Annotated in this window: 18 protein-coding genes; 9 read left to right on the forward strand and 9 right to left on the reverse strand. The window is 71.4% G+C overall.

The window, feature by feature from the left end; genetic code table 11:
* Window positions 1-51 precede the first annotated feature (51 nt).
* The 8 genes from GUY59_RS02975 to GUY59_RS03010 all read right to left on the reverse strand — a co-directional run bounded on the left by GUY59_RS02975 (window position 52) and on the right by GUY59_RS03010 (window position 9006).
* Window positions 52-1053, reverse strand: a complete 1002-nt coding sequence (locus GUY59_RS02975) for a LacI family DNA-binding transcriptional regulator (protein ID WP_138198768.1) — start codon at window positions 1051-1053, stop codon at window positions 52-54.
* A 76-nt stretch (window positions 1054-1129) separates the two neighbouring features.
* Complete coding sequence (locus GUY59_RS02980; RefSeq protein ID WP_138198769.1) at window positions 1130-2206, reverse strand: glycoside hydrolase family 172 protein; 1077 nt, start codon at window positions 2204-2206, stop codon at window positions 1130-1132.
* Window positions 2207-2220: 14 nt separating this feature from the next.
* Complete coding sequence (locus tag GUY59_RS02985) at window positions 2221-3018, reverse strand: carbohydrate ABC transporter permease (protein ID WP_138198770.1); 798 nt, start codon at window positions 3016-3018, stop codon at window positions 2221-2223.
* Complete coding sequence (locus GUY59_RS02990) at window positions 3008-3961, reverse strand: carbohydrate ABC transporter permease (protein ID WP_132333058.1); 954 nt, start codon at window positions 3959-3961, stop codon at window positions 3008-3010. Before GUY59_RS02990 ends, GUY59_RS02985 begins: the two co-directional genes overlap by 11 nt.
* Before the next feature lie 70 nt (window positions 3962-4031).
* On the reverse strand, window positions 4032-5381 hold the full coding sequence (locus GUY59_RS02995; RefSeq protein ID WP_138198771.1) for an ABC transporter substrate-binding protein: 1350 nt from the start codon (window positions 5379-5381) through the stop codon (window positions 4032-4034).
* Between the two features lie 313 nt (window positions 5382-5694).
* The gene (locus GUY59_RS03000; RefSeq protein WP_138198772.1) at window positions 5695-6597 is read right to left on the reverse strand and encodes a hydroxymethylglutaryl-CoA lyase; all 903 of its coding nucleotides are present in this window, start codon (window positions 6595-6597) and stop codon (window positions 5695-5697) included.
* A gap of 1 nt (window position 6598) precedes the next feature.
* Window positions 6599-7819: a CaiB/BaiF CoA transferase family protein gene (locus GUY59_RS03005; RefSeq protein WP_201760440.1), complete on the reverse strand. Its 1221-nt coding sequence runs from the start codon at window positions 7817-7819 to the stop codon at window positions 6599-6601.
* Between the two features lie 182 nt (window positions 7820-8001).
* Complete coding sequence (locus GUY59_RS03010) at window positions 8002-9006, reverse strand: LacI family DNA-binding transcriptional regulator (RefSeq protein WP_132333054.1); 1005 nt, start codon at window positions 9004-9006, stop codon at window positions 8002-8004.
* Between the two features lie 102 nt (window positions 9007-9108).
* On the opposite strand from GUY59_RS03010, the gene GUY59_RS03015 reads away from it, so the two are divergent.
* Window positions 9109-9897, forward strand: coding sequence for a serine hydrolase domain-containing protein (locus GUY59_RS03015; protein ID WP_138198774.1), 789 nt, complete (start codon window positions 9109-9111; stop codon window positions 9895-9897).
* 28 nt (window positions 9898-9925) lie between these two features.
* Here the strand turns inward: GUY59_RS03015 and GUY59_RS03020 are convergent, their stop codons facing one another.
* On the reverse strand, window positions 9926-10951 hold the full coding sequence (locus GUY59_RS03020; RefSeq protein ID WP_132333052.1) for an aminotransferase class V-fold PLP-dependent enzyme: 1026 nt from the start codon (window positions 10949-10951) through the stop codon (window positions 9926-9928).
* Window positions 10952-11077: 126 nt separating this feature from the next.
* Here GUY59_RS03020 and GUY59_RS03025 point away from each other — a divergent pair, with 126 nt between their 5' ends.
* The 8 genes from GUY59_RS03025 (at window position 11078) to GUY59_RS03060 (ending at window position 19065) form a co-directional block, all read left to right on the forward strand.
* Window positions 11078-11812: a GntR family transcriptional regulator gene (locus GUY59_RS03025; RefSeq protein WP_138198775.1), complete on the forward strand. Its 735-nt coding sequence runs from the start codon at window positions 11078-11080 to the stop codon at window positions 11810-11812.
* 107 nt (window positions 11813-11919) lie between these two features.
* The gene (gene solA / locus GUY59_RS03030; RefSeq protein WP_138198776.1) at window positions 11920-13050 is read left to right on the forward strand and encodes an N-methyl-L-tryptophan oxidase; all 1131 of its coding nucleotides are present in this window, start codon (window positions 11920-11922) and stop codon (window positions 13048-13050) included.
* Window positions 13047-14099, forward strand: a complete 1053-nt coding sequence (locus GUY59_RS03035; RefSeq protein ID WP_138198777.1) for an ABC transporter substrate-binding protein — start codon at window positions 13047-13049, stop codon at window positions 14097-14099. The genes solA and GUY59_RS03035 overlap by 4 nt, the downstream gene beginning before the upstream one ends.
* Entirely contained in the window at window positions 14096-15139 is a 1044-nt protein-coding gene (locus GUY59_RS03040) for an ABC transporter substrate-binding protein (protein ID WP_138198778.1), read from the forward strand. Before GUY59_RS03035 ends, GUY59_RS03040 begins: the two co-directional genes overlap by 4 nt.
* Window positions 15136-16260, forward strand: a complete 1125-nt coding sequence (locus tag GUY59_RS03045) for an ABC transporter ATP-binding protein (protein WP_201760441.1) — start codon at window positions 15136-15138, stop codon at window positions 16258-16260. The genes GUY59_RS03040 and GUY59_RS03045 overlap by 4 nt, the downstream gene beginning before the upstream one ends.
* Window positions 16257-17108 carry an ABC transporter permease gene (locus tag GUY59_RS03050; protein ID WP_138198779.1) on the forward strand — a complete coding sequence of 284 codons (852 nt, stop codon included), beginning with the start codon at window positions 16257-16259 and terminating at the stop codon, window positions 17106-17108. The genes GUY59_RS03045 and GUY59_RS03050 overlap by 4 nt, the downstream gene beginning before the upstream one ends.
* Complete coding sequence (locus GUY59_RS03055; protein ID WP_138198780.1) at window positions 17105-17911, forward strand: ABC transporter permease; 807 nt, start codon at window positions 17105-17107, stop codon at window positions 17909-17911. The genes GUY59_RS03050 and GUY59_RS03055 overlap by 4 nt, the downstream gene beginning before the upstream one ends.
* A gap of 11 nt (window positions 17912-17922) precedes the next feature.
* Entirely contained in the window at window positions 17923-19065 is a 1143-nt protein-coding gene (locus GUY59_RS03060; protein ID WP_138198781.1) for an NAD(P)/FAD-dependent oxidoreductase, read from the forward strand.
* The last annotated feature ends 17 nt before the right edge of the window (window positions 19066-19082 follow it).

Consider the following 19082-nt stretch of genomic DNA (forward strand, 5'->3'; position numbering starts at 1 on the left):
GGTAGCGCTACCAGGTAACAGCGGCGGGAAAGTCGAGGGAGATCCGGAAGGTCAGCAGGCGCGGGGGCTGGAGCTCTCGCGGGGGTGCAGCTCGGTCTGCAGCACCATCCGGGCAGCGGGCTTGGCCGGGTTGTCGATGCGGTCGGCGAGCAGCTGCGCGGCCGCCCGCCCCAGCTCGTACGTGGGCTGCCGCACCGTGCTCAACCCCGGCCTGAACAGCCGCGCCCAGGGGATGTCGTCGAACCCGATCACGCCGACCTGGGCGGGGATGGCCACGCCGCGCTCCGTGAGGCACTCCACGGCGCCCACGGTCATCAGGTTGTTGGCGGCGAACACCGCGTCGACCTCCACCCCCTCGTCCAGCAGCGCCGCCATGGCCGAGTAGCCGCCCTCCTCGCGGAAGTCGGCGTGGCGGACCAGGGAACGATCCGACGGCAGCCCGAAGGCGCGCAGTGCCCGCTGGTAGCCGCGCAGCCGCCGCATCGCCGTGGACATCCGGCGGGGGCCGGTGATGCAGGCGATGCGGCGGTAGCCCGACTCCAGCAGGTGTGCCGTGGCCATCTCCGCGCCCTTCTCGTTGTCCACGAGCACGGCGTCGACCTCGGTCTCGGCCAGCTCGCGGTCGATGGTCACCACGGCGGTGCCCGCGGCGACCAGGGCGCTGATGTCGGTGGAGTCGTCGGCGGGGGAGATGATCACGCCGGCCATGTTGTCGGCCAGCGCCACCGCGATGTACTCCGCCTCCCTGGCGCGGTTCTCGTCGGTGTTGCACAACACGACCGAGTAGCCGAACTGCCGCCCGCCGTCCTCCACCCCGCGCACCAGCGAGGTGAAGAACGGGTTGCCGACGTCGGAGATGAGCACCGCCCACAGCGTGGTCTGCCGGCGCCTGAGGTTGCGCGCGACGCCGTTGGGCCGGTAGCCCAGCTCCCTGACGGCGGCGTGCACGCGGGCCGCGAGCTCGGGGTTGACCGTGGAACGGCCGTTGAGCACGCGGGAGACCGTCGCGGCGGAGACCCCGGCATGTCGCGCGACATCTTGGATTTTGAGCAACCTCGTCCCATCTCGTGGCAGGCAAGTCCCGGCGGCTGTGCTACGGCAGTCTAGCGCGGGCCTTGGAAATCGATTACTACCGGGGTGGGAACGGAAGGCGCTGCTCGACGGGCGCGATCCCGAACGGCTTGTGCGGCAGCGTCTGGTACCAGTACGCCACCGACGTGTAGTCGTCAGAGCGCTTGTTGGCGTGGCCGTGCTCGATCGTCACCTTGATCGACTCGGTGAACGTGATCGGGTCCTCGACGTGGAAGCGGTAGAGCGAGACCTCGCCGCTCCAGTTGTCGCCGCCGGGCATGGTGATGCCGTGGTACGGCGCGTGGTACGTCTGCGTCGGACACCAGGCGGTGTTGAAGTAGTCCTCGGTGCCGGTGCCGTGCAACGACGGCGGGAACGGCTGCCCGTCGATGAAGATCATGTCGTCGCCCTCGCCGTACCAGTTCCAGTCGCTGGTCTCGCGCAGGTTGCGGATGTTGAGCACGCAGCCCACGTAGTGGCCGCGCCCCTCGGCGTCCAGGATGACGTAGTTGCCGTCGCCGGTGTCGTTGAAGCCCTCCACCTGGAACTCGCGGTTGCTCTGCGCGCCCTGTTCGATCCCGTCCGTCGGCCGCTCGCAGCGCCACTGCGCGTGGAAGTAGCCGAGGTCGTCCGCGGCGGAGTCGAACACCTCGTAGTCGATGTAGTAGTAGAAGAAGACCGGCTGGGACGACAGCTCGCTGACCAGCTCCACCTTCGCCCGGCTCGCGAACGGCATGTGGAACCACGAGTTGAACCCCTTGCCGTCCTGCGGGCTCATCTGCAGCGGCGCCGAGACGAAGTTCGCCGTCTTGGCGTGGCCCATGCCGAAGAAGTCGCCCAGCGGCACCAGCACGCTGGGGTGCTCCTGGTCCTCCCACGTGATCTTCAACACCAGGCGGCGCAGGTAGTCGAGGTCCGCCGCGTCCGGCCCGTTCTTGGGCAGCGCGACGGTGCACCAGATGTGGTTGATCGAGCCGGGGCCCTCGATGTCGGCCAGGGTGACGGTGGTGCCCGCCTCCACCTTCAGCCGGTCGTCGTTGCCGCCGGTGCGGTCATAACTGGAGACGCGCCTGCGCCTGGAGGCCCGCAGCCGGGGCAGGTCGCGCAGGCTGCTGCCGAAGTCGCCATAGGTCATGCTGATTTCCATCCTTACTTCAATCCGGAGGTCTTGATCGCCTCGACGAGCCGGCGCTGGCCGAGCACGAAAGCGACCAAGGTGGGCACGGCCGCGATCACCGTCGCGGCCAGGACATAGTTCCAGGCCGAACCGTACTGGCCCTGGAGGGTGGAGATCCCGACCTGCACCACGCGCAGCTCGGGGTCGCGAGTGGCGGTCAGCGGCCAGAGGAAGGCATTCCAGTTGGCCAGGAAGAACAGCACGGCGAGTGAGGAGAGCACCGGGCGGCTGAGCGGCACCACCACCTGCCACCAGCGCCGGAGATATCCGCACCCGTCGAGATCCGCCGCCTCCTCCAGCTCGCGCGGGATCGTCAGGTAGTACTGCCGGAGCAGGAAGATCCCGAACGCGTGGAAGATCGCCGGCAGGATGAGCCCCGCGTACGTGTCCAGCAGCCCCAGCTCCCTGGCCACCAGGAACAGCGGCACGAGGATCACCGGCAGCGACACCAGCAGCGTGGACACGATCATGGAGAAGATCACGCGTCGCCCGGGGAACCGCAGCCGGGCCAGCGCGTACGCCGCCATCGAGTGCAGCACGAGCGCGATCACCGTCACCGCCACGGAGACGATGGCGCTGTTGAGCATGTAGCGGCCGATCGGCACCTCGGTCAGCACATAGAGCAGGTTGTCCAGGGTCAGCCTGCTCGGCAGCGACACCTCGAACAGCTCGTCGGCCGGTCTCAGCACCGCCACCAGCAGCCAGACGAGCGGGGCCACGGTGACCATGGCCAGCACGTATCCGACGAACGCGCGCAGCCTAACCGGCATCGAACCGGCCTCCCTTCGTGAGCCCGAACATGGTGGCCGTGGCCGCGACGAGGAATCCGACGACCACCGTGGTCAGAGCCGCCGCGTAGCCGTGGTCGTTGAAGGTGAAGGCCTGCTGGTAGATGTAGAAGACCACGCTGGACGTGCTGCCCGCGGGGCCGCCCTGGGTCAGCACATAGACCAGGTCGAAGGCCTGCAGCCCGGTCACCGACCCGACGACCGAGTTGACCAGCACGAAGAAGCTGGTGGGCCGGAGCAGCGGCCAGATCACGTGGCGGAAGTTCTGCCACGCGCCGGCCCCGTCGATGGCGGCCGCCTCCTCGTACTCCTTCGGGATGTCCTTCAGCCCGCCAAGCAGGATGAGCATGTTGTAGCCCATCAGGAACCAGATGCTGATCGCCACCAGTGACCCCAGCGCCAGCGACGGATCGCCGAGGAAGGACGTGTCGCCCAGCCCCACGGGCCGCAGCAGCGTGGGCACCGCGCCCTGCTTGTCCACCAGCAGGAACTGCCAGGCGATGCCGACGACGACCAGGCTGATCACGTGCGGCACGAAGAACAACGTCCGCACCAGCCCGACGCCGGGGAAGTGGTCGCGCACCAGCAGCGCGAGGCCGAGGCTGACCACGAAGCCGATCGGCACGAACGCCGCCGTGTACGTGACCGTGACTCTGACGCTCTGCCAGAGCTGGGTGTCCCCGGCCATCTGCCGGAAGTTGTCCAGGCCGACGTAGGTGTAGCCGCCGAACCCGTCCGCGTTGAACAGTGAGACGCCGATCGCCAGGACCATGGGCAGCCCGACGAACATCATCAGGCCGAGCAGGTCGGGCGCCACGAAGGCGTAGCCGGCCAGCGCCTCGCGCCTGCGCCGGTTCCACACCGGGGGCGGCGCGGCGCCGGACGGCCGGCGCACCGCCGTGCCGGAGTCGGCAACGGTCGCCATGCTCTATCGCCCCTCTCCGCTGATCAGGCGGTCGCCGGGCGGCGCGAACGCGGCGGGCCGGGAACGCCGCTCACAACATCGCCGCACCCTTGTAACCCTTCAGGAAGGTGTCGATCTTCGCCGCGGCGTCGGCCGCCGCCTTCGCCGGATCCGCGCCGCCGAGCTGGGTGGCCTGGATGGCGTCCGACACGGCCTTGTAGACCTCTGGGGTGTAGCGGGGCTCGCCCCGGGAGCCGGGGACGACCTTGTCCAGGAAGACCTTGAGCGCGGGATCGTCGAAGGCGCCGGCCGACTTGGCGGCCTCCTGCACGGACGTGCGGGCCGGCAGGTTCGCCTTGACGACCGTGTTCCACCGGCGGCCCCGCTCGACGCCCTCGGCGTCGTTCGCGCCCAGGGCCCAGGCGATGAACTTGGCCGCGGCCTCGGGGTTGGCGCCCTTGGCGTTGGCCACGAAAGCCCAGCCGCCGACCGAGGTCGTGTAGGTGCCGCCCTCCGGAACGGGCAGCGGGAAGACGCCGTAGCGGAAGTCCTTGTTGTTCTGCGCGAGCTGTGACACGCCCCAGATGCCCGTCTGCTGCATGGCGGCGAACTCGGCGCCGAGGTTGGCCGGGGTGTCGGTGCCGCCGTCGCCCTGCGGCTTGCGCGGGCAGACCTTGGCGGTGATGCCGTCCTGCCAGAGCTTCAGCGCGCTGTGCACGGCGGGCGAGTCGAAACCGGGGCCGCCGTTCTCCGGCACCGCCGAGCCGCCGGCCATCCACATGAACGGATACCAGGTGAAGTTCTGGTAGTAGCCGGGGATCGTCTCGAACAGCAGGCCGAACCGGTCCTTCGAGGTCAGCTTGCCGGCCACATCGAGCAGCTGGTCCCAGGTCTTCGGCAGGTCGCCCTCCGACAACTTCGCCTGCTCGAAGGCGTCGACACTGTAGAAGACGGCCAGCGGCTCCCGCTCCATCGGCAGGCCGTAGACCTTCCCGTCGACCTTGCGGGTGTCGAGCGCGCCGTCGGCGAAGTCGGCGATCTGGTCGGGCCCGAGGTACGGAGCGAGGTCGGTCAGCACGCCGCCGTTGTGATAGCGCAGGAAGTCACCCGGGCTGAGCAGGAAGATGTCCGGCCCCTCCCCGGCGGAGAACGCGGTCTGCAACGCCCTGCCTGCCAGGTATTCCGACACGGGCATGTAGTGCAGCTTGACCTTGACCTCGTTGTTGGCGTTCCACTGCGCGGCAAGGTCGGTGAACCACTTGCTCTGCGCGTCGGGCTGCGGGTTGGGGCCGTAGAAATTCCAGAACGTCAACTCCTTCGGGTTGCCGCCCTGGCCGCCGCCCCCGCATGCCGACAGCAGCGGCGCCGCCGCGGCGGAACCTAACATGACGGCCCCGCCGCGCAGCAGCGATCGGCGGGTCACTCTCGCGAAGGCCGACATCTCGCATCCTCCTGGAGTTGGAGTGCTCGAAACGAGCAATCGATTTCTCCGAAAATGTAGAAGTCAGCCCGCGAAGCGTCAAGAACTCTGCGTCACCGCTTGCCGAATACAGGAATCGATATCTCAGCGTGACCTGCGCGGACGCCTCCCGGACGGTCCCTCGTCTGCTCCGCGGCATTCCGGGCCGTTTTCCGCCCGTTTCCCGGGCCGGCCCTTTCACGCGTGTTCGGCAAGCAGGTCACGCAGGCGAGGCCTGCCGGGCGACGCCGGCGCCGCCCACGTCGCGGGCGAGGCCGGAAGCCGCCACGTCCGTTCAGGTCAGGGGCGTGCCGCGGGCCAGGCACTTCCTGACCAGGCTCACCGCGTCGGCGAGGGCGTCCTCGTCGATGCCGGTGCGCACCCCGCGGGAGTGCAGGTGAGCCACCAGGCGCTCGGTGGCGAGGTTGCCGTGCGCGCCAGGGGCGAACGGGCACCCGCCGTAGCCGCCTGCGGCGGCGTCGAAGCGGGTCACACCCAGCTCCAGCGCCGCGTCGACCGTGTCGAGCGCCTGGCCGCTGGCGTCGTGCAGGTGCAGCCCGAACTCCACGTCAGGCAGGGCCACGCGGACCGCGGCCAGCGTACGGGCGATCCGCTCGGGGCGGGTCGTGCCCAGCGTGTCGGCCAGGACCATGCGGGTCACGCCCATCCCGGCCAGGCCGCGGGCCACGTCGAGCAACCTGTGCGGGGGGATCTCGCCGTCGAACGGGCAGGTGAACGCGGTGGACACAGCCCCGGTGAACGCGGCCCCCGGGTGGCCGGCCACCGCGTCCCGCAAGCCGGCGAGCACCTCCTCGGTCCCGCGTCCCGCGTTGGCCAGGCTGTGCCCACGCCCCGCCGACACGACCAGCACGATCTCGTCGACGTCCGCCGCCACCGCGCGGGCGACGCCCCGGGCGTTGAGCGCGAGCGCGCTGTAACGTACGCGGCCGCCGCGGGGGAGCGCGGCGAACAGTTCCTCCGCGCCCGCCATCTGCGGCACCCTGGCCGGGTTGACGAAGGAGGCGGCCTCGATCGCGCGCACCCCGGCGGCGGCCAGCGCGGCGGCGACGGCGACGCGGTCCGGCACGGCGACCACGACGGGCTCGTCCTGCAGGCCGTCCCTGAGCACGACGTCCGTGATCGTCACGTCACCGGGAAGCGGCAGGAGCTCCTCCGGGTGCCGCCCGGGGGCGGGCATGTCAGATCACCTTCTTGGCGCGCAGTTCGCCGAGCCGCTCGGTCGTGTAGGCGAGCAGGTCGCCCAGGACCTGGTCGGTGTGCGCGCCCAGGTCGGGGCCTGGCCAGCGTACGTCGCCCGGCGCGCCCGGCACGCGGGGCACCACGCCGGGGAAGCGGATCTCCTCGGGCTCGCCGTCGACGGCCACCTTGATCGGGCGCAGCATGTCGCGGGCCTGGTAGTGCTCGTCACCGGCGATGTCGGCGGCGTCGTAGATGGGCCCGGCGGGCACCCCGGCACGGCTGAGCAGCTCGACCGCTTCGGCTGCGGTGTGGCGGGCGGTCCAGGCCGAGATGGCCCCGTTGAGCTCGGGCTCGCGGGCGTCGCGGGCGGAGCCGTCGGCGAGCGTCGGGTCCGCTCCGAGATCGGGGCGGCCGACGGCGGTCATGAGCCGCCCGAACACGCCGCTGGAGTTCCCCGCGATGATCACGGATCCGCCGCCGCTGGTGGGATAGATGCCGCTGGGCACTACGCCGGGCAGGTTGCCGGCCGTGCGGCGGCGGACGACGCCGTACGCGTCGTAGTCGGGGACCAGCGACTCCATGGCCATGAACACCGATTCGTACAGCGCCACGTCCACCATCCGCGACCCCTCGTGCGGGCGTCCCCGTGCCTTGGCCAGCAGCAGGATGAGCGCGCCGATCGCGCCGTACAGGCCGGCCAGGGCGTCGCCGACCGGCGCGGCGGGCCGGACGGGCTCGCGGTCGGGATGCCCGGTGACGTGCCGCAGGCCGCCGAACGCCTCGGCCACGCCGCCGAACCCCGCCCGGTCCCGGTACGGCCCCGTCTGCCCGTACCCGGAGATGCGGACCAGCACGACGTCGGCGTTGGCGGCGGTCAGTTCGTCGGAGCCGAGCTTGAGGCGCTCCAGCGTGCCGGGACGGAAGTTCTCGACGACGACGTCGCAGTGGCGCACGAGGCCGAGCGCGATGTCGCGGCCCTCGCCTGTGCTCAGGTCCACGGTGACGGAACGTTTGTTGCGGGCGATGGTACGGAACATCATCGACGTCCGGCCCCTGTCGCGCCGCCAGCCGCGTAGTTCGTCACCGGTGCCGGGCCGCTCGATCTTCACGACCTCGGCGCCGAAGTCCGCGAAGATCCGCGTGGCGAACGGCGCGGCGATGAAGCTGCCCAGTTCGAGGACCCGGATCCCGGCGAGCGGCGGTTGGTCTCCTTCGTCCACAACACTGCCTTTCTCAAATAATGAGTATTGCTGCTCATTTAACGAGAATAAGAGCCTATTGCGACGATAGAGGCCCATATATGGACAAACAAGAGGGCCTGCCCCATAAGGACGCCGTGGCCAGGCGTTTAGGTGGGTCTAGGGGTGCGGGGCGGCATATCGCGGCGGGTGTGCCGGTGCGGTCAGAGGGCGCTGCTCTGGAGGGCGCTGCTCTGGCGGGGACGCAGTTCGGCGGGCAGGACGACCCTGGCGGGCCGGCCCGCGGGCGTGGCGATGCGGTCGACGAGGAGGCGTGCGGCCATCCGGCCGAGCTCGTAGGTCGGCTGGGCCACCGTGGTGAGTGACGGGCGGACGAGGTCGGCCCACGGGATCTCGTCGAACCCGACCACCCCCATCTCGGCGGGCACTCGTACGTCGTGGTCGGCCAGGCACCGCAGCGCGCCCACCGTCATGAGGTTGTTGGCCACGAACACCGCGTCGGGGCGCTCGGCGGAGGACAGCAGCGACTCCATGGCGTCGTAGCCGCCCTGCTCGCGGAAGTCGGTCCTGACGATCAAGGGCTCCCCTGGCGGCCGGCGCGCCGACAGGGCCGAGGTGTAGCCGCGCAGGCGCAGGTCGGCGGTGCTCACGCCCTCGGGGCCCGTGACGCAGGCGACGCGCCGGTAGCCGGCGTCGAGCAGGTGCCGGGTGGCCGTGGCCGCGCCGGCCTCGTTGTCGACCACGACGGTGTCGACCTCGCCGCGCGGGAGCTGGCGGTCGATGGCGACGACCGGAATGGGAGAGTCGAGCAGGCTCCTGGCCGCCTTGGCGCTCCCGGAGGACGCGATGATCACACCGGCCATCTGCTCGCTCAGCGCCGCCGCGACGTACGTCTCCTCCTTGGCCGGGTCTTCGTCGCTGTTGCACAGCACGACCGAGTAGCCCGCCTGCTGGGCGACGTCCTCGATGCCCCGGACGGTGGCGGTGAAGAACGGGTTGCCGATGTCAGAGATGATCACAGCCCAGAGCGTGGTGCGGCTGCGCCTCAGGTTGCGGGCCACCGCGTTGGGGCGGTAGCCGAGCTCGCGGACCGCGGTGAGCACCCGCGCGACCATGGCGGGATCGACCGTTCTCGCACCGTTGAGCACACGGGAGACGGTGGCCGCGGACACGCCGGCCTCGCGGGCGACATCGTAGATAGTGGGCATCGCACCAAGTTTCTACCATCGCCGGGGGCCCTGTTCCCGGGCCTTCGGCGTCCAACAGGAGAGTCCTTGATCATCTTGTCATGATTCGAGCTTCCTTGAAGTATGCCCGCGGGCGGGGGCGGCCCGCCGCCCGATCCCGGACGCGCGGGAGGCGGGCCGGTACGGCGGGAAACGGCGCCGAAACAGCGCTCGCGCTACAACGGCGGTCATCACCTGCGTGCGGCTGCCGGGTTTCCCCGGACCGCTCGAGCAGGAGGACTTCGCTATGAACCGTGCGATCGTTACTCGAATCTGGCCCGCGGCGTGCCCAGGCAGCAGGAGCCCGGTGAGAAGGCCTCCTGCTTCAACACCAACTACATCCTCCTCGGCATGATCATCGAGAGGCTGACCGGCCACACCCTCGCAGACGAGCTCGACCGGCGGCTGTTCACCCCGCTGGGAATGCACCGTACCTACCTGCCCACGAAGCCGCCCGAGGGCATCAGGGGCCCGCGCAACCACGGCTACCTACCCGACGAGCAGGGCCGGCTCCACGACGTGGACCGGATCAACGCCAGCCATCTGTGGGCGGCCGGTGGCGTGGTCTCCACCGCGGAGGAGGTCAGCGCCTTCCACCGCGCCTACACGCAGGGCAAGTTGCTGCCGCCCCGGCTGCAGGAGGTGATCGACGGGCGCAAGCGCCCCGGTCCGCCGGACGGCGAGCGCCTCTGCGGCGGATTGTTCGAGCTGCGTGAGATCGTCGGAGGCGCGCCCGGCTTCCACGCGCCCACCTACGTGTCGGCCGATGGCCGCCGGCAGTTCGCCATGTCGGTCACGCTCAGCGTCCGGAACGACGGGGTGCGGCCGATGGTCGGTAAGGCCGCGGAAGCGGTGCTCTGCCCGGGGAGATGACGAGGGCCGGCTTTCCGCTCAGGGTCCGCTAGATCAGCACGTCGAGCGCGCGGTCGACGTCGTCGGGAGTGTTGTAGACGTGGAAGCTCGCCCGCACCTTCCCGGCCCGTACGGCCGCGCGGACCCCGGCCGCCCGTAGCCGCTCGCCAGGGGCGTCCACGGAGACGATGGCCGTGTCGGAGGGCTCCAGGCCCAGACCGGCTCTGAAACGGTTGGCGAGCGCCACGTCGTGGTCGCGCACGCGCTGGACGCCGAGCTCGTTCAGCAGTTCGATGGCGGGGGCCGCCCCGACGTACGAGAACCAGGCGGGCGACAGGTCAAAGGCGCGGGCGTCGGGCGCGAGGCGCAGCGGCGGGCCGTAGTAGGAGCCGCCCTCGTCCGCGCCGGCGTACCAGCCCGCGGCCAGGGGCCGCATGCGCTCGCGCAGGCGTGGTGACAGGTAGCCGAAGGCGGCGCCGCGCGGCGCCATCAGCCACTTGTACGCCGCGCAGGCCAGCGCGTCCACGCCGGCGACGTCCACCGGCAGCCAGCCGCAGGCCTGCGACCCGTCGGCGATGACGAGCGCGTCGCAGTCCCGGGCGGCGGCCACGATGTCGGCGAGCGGCGCGACGTGGCCGGTGGCGGACTGGACGAGGCTGAAGGCGACGGCGCTGGTGGAGCCGTCGACGGCGTCGGCCAGCCGGTCGGCGGGGACGGTCTCCACCTGCGCGGCCACCGCCCAGGGGAACAGGTTGCTGGTGAACTCGACCTCGGGTACGACGACGCGCGCGCCCGGCGGCAGCGCCGTGGCGACCGTGGACATGATCTGGGAGACGGTGGAACTGATCGACACGTCGGCCACGGGAACGCCGATGAGGCGGGCGAAGGCGGCGCGCGACCGGGTGACGGAGGTGTCCCAGGGCGCCCAGTCGCTGCTGCCGTGCCGCCAGTCGGTCAGTACCGCCTGGAGCTCGTCGGCGGCGCGTCGCGGCGGCAGGCCGTAGGAGGCGGTGTTGAGCCAGCCGGGATCGGCGTCCCAGAGTTCGCCGGCCGTGGCGATGAGTTCGGCGTCCATGAGGCCAGCGTAGGACGTCCGATCTGGCCGTCGGGGGGAACGGTGACCGTCTCACCACGGCATACGCGGATAAGTTATATCAAATCTTCTATTGACATAACTAAATGCTACAGCGAGTATTTTGGCATGTCGGAACGTGACCTCCTGCTCCATGTGCAGATCCGCAGGGCGCTGGAGGCGCGCATCCGCAGTGGCCATTGGGGTCCGGGCACCCGGATCCCCACTGAGGCCGAGCTCTGCGAGGAGTTCGAGGTCTCGCGCATCACCGTGCAGCGGGCCCTTCGCGACCTCGCCGACGCGGGGCTGATCGTGCGCTTCCGCAGGCGCGGCAGCTTCGTCGCCCAGGCCGTCGGCCGGCACAACCTGCTCCGCTTCACCGGCCTGCTGATCCAGGGGCCGGAGACGCACGGCGACCACAAGGTCGTCTCGGCTCGGGTGATGCCCGCGCAGGCGGCGCGGCTGCGGCTGCCCGGTGTCCCCGGCGAGGAGGCGGTCGTCCAGATGGAGCGCCACAAGATGGACACGACCGGCCAGATGATCAACACCGAGCTGCACGTGTTGCCGTTCCGGCTGGCGCCCGACCTGCTCGACCAGCCGCTCGAGCCCCTCACCACGCACGCCTACCTGCGCGACCGCGGGACGGAGCTGGTGCGGGCCAGGATGTACGTCGAGCCGCACGTCCTCGGCGGCGCCGAGGCGGAGGCGTTCGGCGTGCCCGCGGGCACCCCCGCGTTCCGCTGGACCCGCGAGACCTGGACCAGGCAGGGCGAGATCGCGGAGCTCGTGGAAATGATCGTCCCGCCCCGCTCGGAGCGTTTCTACGTGGAGACGGACCTGAGCGGCTCCACCGACCACAGCTGAATCACCCCTCCCGACAGGTCCGGCGCCGGGCCTGGTTCTCGCCACGCCGGAAACCCAACGCCCGGAAACCCAACGCCCGGAAACCCCATCCCCTAAGGAGTGGAGCCATGACCTCAGTCGCCGTCGTCGGCACCGGCACCGTCGGCTCGATGGCCCTGTGGCGGCTGGCCGAGCGCGGCATCCACGCCGTCGGCTTCGACGCCTACGCCCCCGGCCACGACAGAGGGGCCGCCGGAGGCGAGTCGCGCATCTTCCGTACGGCCTACAAGGAGGGGCCCCGCTACGTTCCGCTGCTGCGCGAGGCCCGCGGCCTGTGGGCCGAGCTGGAGCGAACCTCGGGACGTCGCCTGCTCGCCCCGGTCGGCGGGGTCACGGCGGGGCCCCGCGAGCACCCCAAGGTGCGCGCGGTGCTGGACGCCGCCCGCGCCCACGACCTGCCCGTCGAGGTCCTGAAGGGCGAGCAGGCGCGGCGGCGGGTGCCCGAGCACCCCCTGCGCGACGGCGAGATCATGGTCGTCGACCACGACGCCGGCTTCCTGCGTCCCGAACCCGCCGTCGGCGCCGCGGCCACCGCCGCCGAGCGGGCGGGCGCGCGCGTGGCCCGCTACACACCCGTGCGCGAGCTGCGCGAGGACGCCGACGGCGTCACCGTCCTGGCCGAGGACGGCGAACACCGTTTCACCCACGCGGTGCTGGCCCCCGGCCCGTGGGCGGCGACGAGCGGCCTGCTGCCCGAGCCGCTCGCCCGCGCCCTGACCACCAGGGCCATCACCTCGACGTGGTTCCCGCGCCGGGACGAGAGCCTGTTCGACCCCGGCCGGTGCCCGGTCGCCATCCGCGTCGGCGAGCCCGCCTACTCGTGTTTCCCGGCGGTCGACGGCGCGGGCGTAAAGATCAACCTGCACGTGCCATGGGAGGAGATCGCCTCGCCCGCCGCGCTGGCCCGCAGCGTGCCCGTCGCCTACGTCCGGCAGGTGGCACGCGCCGTCGCCGGGACCCTGCCGGGGCTCGGCCCCGACCCGGTGCGGGTGGCGACGTACTGCGACGCCTTCACCCCCGACGGGCACGGCTTGCTCGGCAGGCACGGCCGCACCGTGCTGGCCGCGGCGTTCAGCGGGCACGGGTTCAAGCTCGCCCCCGTCCTCGGCGACATCGTCGCCGACCTGGTCGAGAACGGCGCGACCGCGCGCGACATCGGCCACCTAGCCCCGAACCGCACCCTGCGGAGGTCGCCATGACATCCAGATCGCTGACCGCCGTGCTCCTCGCCGGAGCCCTCGCCCTCACCGCCTGCGGCCCTCCCACGCCGTCCGCCGCACCCGGCACCCTGGTCGTCGCCGGATACGGCGGCTCGTACGAGGAGGCGTTCAAGCAGTCGGTCATCCCCGGCTTCGAGAAGACCTGCTCGTGCAAGGTCACCTACATCGCGGGCAGCTCCACCGACACCGTGGCCAAGCTCAAGGCGCAGCAGGACGCGCCGCAGATCGACGTCGCGCTGATCGACGACGGCGTGCAGAACCAGGCGGTCGAGGCGGGCCTGCTGGCCAAGCTCGACCCGAAGACCGTCACGAACCTGCCCAAGGTGATCGACCTCGCCCGCCTGCCCGGCGACGTCGGCGTCGGCTTCTCCCTGAACGCCACCGGCCTGGCCTACAACACCGACTACTACGCCGAGCACGGCCTGCGGCCCCCCGAGCGCCTGGCCGACCTCGCCGACCCCAAGCTCAAGGGCAAGCTCGTCATGCCGTCCATCACCCAGACGTACGGCCTGGGCGCCCTGCTCATGGCGGCCAAGGTCGGCGGTGGCTCCGAGCAGGACATCGGCCCCGGTTTCACGGGCGTGAAGAAGGTGGCGGCCAACGCCGTCACGTTCGACACCACCGCCGACGTGTCCAACTACTTCCTCCAGGGGCAGGCCGTCGCCACCGTGTGGGGCAACTCGCGGGTGCAGACGCTGGCCAAGAAGGGATTCCCGATCAAGTTCGTCTACCCGGAGGAGGGCGCGCTGCCGCTGATCGCCACCGTCAACGTGGTGAACAAGGCCCCGCACGCCGACCTGGCGCAGAAGTTCGTCAACACGCTGCTCGAACCGTCGGCGCAGCAGGCGATGGCCGCCTCCAACTTCAACGGCCCGGTCGTCGAGGGCGTCACCCTCGACCCCGCGCTCGCCGAGCAGGTCGTCGGCCAGGAGCGCGCCGCCGACCTGCGCAAGCTCGACTGGGCCACGATCAACAAGAGCCGCTCCGCGTGGACCGACCGCTGGAACAAGGAGATCGAATCGTCATGACCAGGCTGCTCGCCGCGGCGCTGGCCCTCGCCGGGCTCGCGGCCTGCGCTCCGCCCACCCCCGCCGCCTCCCCGGGCAGGCTCGTGGTGGCCGGCTACGGAGGCTCGTACCAGGAGGCCTTCGAGCAGGCCGTGCTGCCCGGCTTCGAGAAGTCCTGCGGCTGCGAGGTCACCTACATCGCCGGCAGCTCCACCGACACCGTGGCCAAGCTCAAGGCCCAGCAGGACGCGCCGCAGATCGACGTGGCCCTCATCGACGACGGGCCGCAGGCCCAGGCGGCCGAGGCCGGGCTGCTGGCCAGGCTCGACCCGGCCAAGGTCACCCGCCTGGGCAAGGTGGAGAAGGTGGCCAGGCTCGACGGTGACGTCGGGGTCGGCTTCGCGCTGACCGCCACCGGGCTCGCCTACAACCGCGACTGGTACGCCGAGCACGGCGTGCCCGCCCCCAAGCGCCTGGCCGACCTGGCCGACCCCAGGCTCAAGGGCAAGGTCGTGCTGCCGTCGATCAGCAACACGTACGGCGTGGGCGCGCTCATGCTGGCCGCCCGCGCCGACGGCGGCTCCGAACGGGACGCCGGTCCGGGCTTCGAGGGCGTGAAGAAGGTGGCGGCCAATGCGTTCACCTTCGACACCACGGCCGACGTGTCCAACTACTTCCTCCAGGGGCAGGCCGTCGCCTCCGTCTGGGGCGGGTCGCGGGTGGAGACGCTGGCGGACAAGGACTTCCCGATCGCGTTCGTGCATCCGGAGGGCGGCGCCATCCCGCTGCTGGCCACCGCGAACGTGGTGAACAAGGCGCCGCACCCGGACCTGGCGCAGCAGTTCGTCAACGCCCTCCTGCAGCCGGGCATCCAGAGCAAGCTGGCCGCCGAGGGCTACGACGGGCCGACCGTCACCGACGCCGAGCTCGACCCGGCGGTGGCGGAACGGGTGGTGGGCCCCGAGCAGGCGGCCGAGATGAAGCCGCTGGACTGGACCGTCGTCAACAACGCGCGGTCCGCGTGGACGGACCGGTGGACGAAGGAGGTTGAGCGGTCGTGAAGACCCGCACCACCCGGCAGGAGGGTGAACGCTCGATGAGCACGAGCACCACCGAGATGCCCGCGGACCCGTCCGCGCGGCGCGGGCGGCTGCGCCTGGACGGCGTGCGCAAGGTGCTGGGCGGCAAGGAGGTCGTCTCCGCGGTGGACCTGGAGACCGAGCCGGGCGAGTTCCTCACCCTGCTCGGGCCGTCGGGCTGCGGCAAGACCACCACGCTCAACATGGTGGCCGGGCATCTCAGCGCCGACGGCGGCGTGATCGAGGTGGACGGCACCGACGTCACCGGCACTCCGCCGCACCGCCGCTCCATGGGCATGGTCTTCCAGTCGTACGCCCTGTTCCCGCACATGACGATCGCCGACAACGTGGCGTTCGGCCTGCGGATGCGGAAGGTGCCGGCGGCCGCGCGCAGGAGGCAGGTCGAGGAGGTGCTGGAGATGGCCGGCCTCGAGGGCATGGCCGGCCGGCACCCGCGCCAGCTGTCCGGCGGCCAGCAGCAGCGCGCCGCGCTGGCCAGGGCCCTGGTCATCCAACCCGACCTGCTGCTGCTCGACGAGCCGTTCTCGAACCTCGACGCGCAGTTGCGGGTGCGCCTGCGCGAGGAGGTCGTCGCGCTGCAGCGGCGCATCGGCACCACCACCATCCTCGTCACCCACGACCAGGAGGAGGCGCTGGCGGTGTCCGACCGGATCGCGGTCATGGCCGACGGCGTCATCCACCAGCTCGACCGGCCGCGGGAGATCTACCTGCGGCCGGCCACGGACTTCGTGGCGCAGTTCATCGGCGAGGTCAACGCCCTCGACGGCACCGCGACGGGCGGCGACACCTGCGAGGTCGCGGGGGCGCGGGTCGGCGCCACCCCGGTGGGCGACCCGCCCGCTCCCGGCGCCGGCGTGCGCGTCTACGTGCGGCCCGAGGTCGTACGCGTCCAGACCGGCGGCGACGGGCTCACAGGCACCGTGCGGGAGACCCGCTTCCTCGGCTCGCGCATCCGCTGCGTCGTCGCCACCGGGGCGGGCGACGTGACGGCGGCCCTGCCGTTCGACGCGCGGGTGCCCGCGGAAGGGGAGGAGGTGACCTGCGCATGGCGGCCGTCGGACGCCTCACTGGCGACCAGGTGAGCAGACCCGCGAACCATCCGCGCCGGCGTACGGGCCTGCTGCTCGCGCTGCCCGCCATCGTCATCTTCGCGCTGCTGTTCGTGGCGCCGCTGTTCACGCTGGTGGCCAACAGCTTCAGGACGCAGACGGGCGCGTTCACGATCGGCAACTACGCACGCTTCCTCGGCGACCCGTTCTACCGGGAGGTGTTGTGGAACACCCTCAAGGTCGCCGCCCTCACCACGGTGGGCTGCCTGCTCATCGGCTACCCGTTCGCCCTCTACATGCGCGGCCGCTCACCCCGGGTGCGCAACTGGCTGGCGCTGCTGCTGCTGTCGCCGCTGCTGATCAGCATGGTCATCCGCGCGTACGGCTGGCTCGTGGTGCTCGGGCCGAACGGGCCGGTCGCGGGCGTGCTGGCGTGGTTCGGGATCACCCCGCCGCAGCTGCTCTACAACGACACGGCCGTGCTCATCGGCATGGTCCACGTGATGCTGGCGTACATGGTGCTGCCGCTGATGGGCAGCCTCGACCGGATCGACCCGACGCTCGTGCCCGCCGCCAAGGGTCTCGGCGCGTCCGGCTGGACCTGTTTCTGGCGGATCACGCTGCCGCTGTCCGCTCCCGGCATGCTGGCCGGGGCCATGATCGTGTTCAGCCTGACCGCGTCCAGCTTCGTCACCCCCGCGATCCTCGGCGGGCCGAAGGTGAAGCTCATGCCGTACTTCGTCTACACGCAGGCCACGACCACGCTCGACTGGCCGTACGCGGCCGCGATCGGGTTCGTCCTGGTCGTCGTGACGACCGGGCTGCTGCTCGGCTACTCGCGGCTGCTGCGCCGGGGGCGCGGGGAGGTGGTGTTCGGATGACCCGGCTCACCCGCGCGCTCGGCACGGTCTTCGCCGTCCTCGTCGGGCTGTTCCTCATCGCGCCCGTCGCCGTCACCGTGGCCTCCTCGCTCACCGCCACCTCGTACGTGACCTTCCCGCCGCAGGGCATCACGCTGCGCTGGTACGCGGAGGTGTTCGGCAAGCCGGAGTTCCTGTCGTCGTTCGTGCTCAGCGCCGGGGTGGCGCTGGCCGCTGCGGCGATCTCCGCGGTGGTCGGGCTGGCCGGCGGGCTGGCCATCCACCGCTACCGCTTCCCCGGCCGCGGCGCGCTGGAGGCGGTGTTGTCCAGCGCGTTCGCGGTGCCGACGATCGTGCTCGGCATCGGGCTGCTGCAGTGGTTCGCGCAGATGGGGCTGGCGTCGAGCCCGCTCACGCTGCTCCTGGCCCACCTCGTGCTGACCGTGCCGTACGCGGTGCGGCTCGTCCTCGCCGGGCTCGCCGGGCTGGACCGGTCGGCGGAGAAGGCCGCCGCCGGGCTGGGCGCGCCGCCGTTCCTGGTGTTCTGGCACGTGACGCTGCCCGCCGTGCGCGGCGCGCTGGTCGGGGGCGCGTTCTTCGCGTTCATTACTTCTTTTGACGATCTCACCGTCGCTCTGTTCGTGGTCACCACCGACCTGCAGACCCTGCCCGTGCGGATCTTCAACTACATGCAGTACGACTACGACCCGACCGTCACCGCCATCGGCACGCTGATGGTGTTGTTCGCCGTGGTCGCGGTCGTCGTCATCGAACGTTTCGTCGGCGTGGCCAGGCTGTTCGGCGCCGACACCGACCACAAGTGAGAGGAGCCACTGTGCGAGTCGTCGTCATCGGTGCGGGGGTGGTCGGGTCCGCGATCGCGGCCGGTCTCACCCGGCGCGGCGCGCAGGTCACCGTACTGGAGGCCCGGACCCCGGGCTCCGGTACGACGTCCACCTCGGTCGCCTGGGTCAACGCCAACAACAAGACCCCGAAGGAGTACTTCGACCTCAACCACGCCGCCGTCTGGGCGCACCACGAGCTGCCCGGCGACTGGCACTTCCCCACGGGCAACCTCGAATGCGCGGTCACCGACGAGCACAAGGGCCTGCTGGAGGAGCGCGTACGGCGGCTGCTCGCCATGGGCTACCCCGTCGAGCGGGTGACCGCCCGGCGGGCGCGGGCGCTGGAGCCCGACCTGGTGCCGCCGCCCGGCGACGCCGAGTACGTGTTCTACCCCGGCGAGGCGTACGTGCTGCCGCTGCGGCTGCTCGGCCGGCTGCTCGGCGAGGCGCGCGACCGTGGCGCGGTGGTCGAGTGCGGGGCCGAGGTCACCGCCGTGGAGACGTCCGGCGCGGGCGCCAAGGTGACGCTGGCCGACGGGCGCACGTACGCGGGCGACGTGGTGGTGACGTGCGCCGGCCGCTGGACGCAGCAGGTGGCCGCGCTGGCCGGGGTGGACGTGCCCATGCTCGACCCGGCCGTGTCCGGGACGGTCACCAACGGGTTCCTGGTCACCACGTCGCCGGTGCCCGCCCGGCTGTCCCGGGTGCTCACCACCGGCGCGCTCAACCTGCGCCCCGACGGCGGCGGCCGGCTGCTGCTGCAGTCACTGCACCTGGACGGGCTGGCCGACCCGGCGCTCCCGGTGCCGGGCGAGGTCGTCGACGAGATCCTCGGCCTGCTGCCGAAGGTGCTGCGCGCCACCGAGGGCGCCACGGCCGAGCGGGCGGTCGTCGGCCAGCGGGCGATGCCGGGCGACGGGCTCACCGTGGCCGGCTTCGCCGACGCCGGCCGGCGCGTGTACACCGTGGCCACGCACAGCGGGGTGACGTTGGCGCCGCTGCTGATGGACGAGGTGGCGGGCGAGCTGTTCGGGGAGGAGTCCGCGCTGCTGGCGCCGTTCCGTCCCGGCCGCTTCGCCGGCGGCGCCGTACGGCCCGCCCCGGCTCCGGCCCGCCGCCCCGGCCAGCAGTGACCGAGGGTCCGGCCGGT

The sequence above is a fragment of the Nonomuraea sp. K271 genome (assembly GCF_009908215.1).
Classification (GTDB): Bacteria; Actinomycetota; Actinomycetes; order Streptosporangiales; family Streptosporangiaceae; genus Nonomuraea; species Nonomuraea longispora.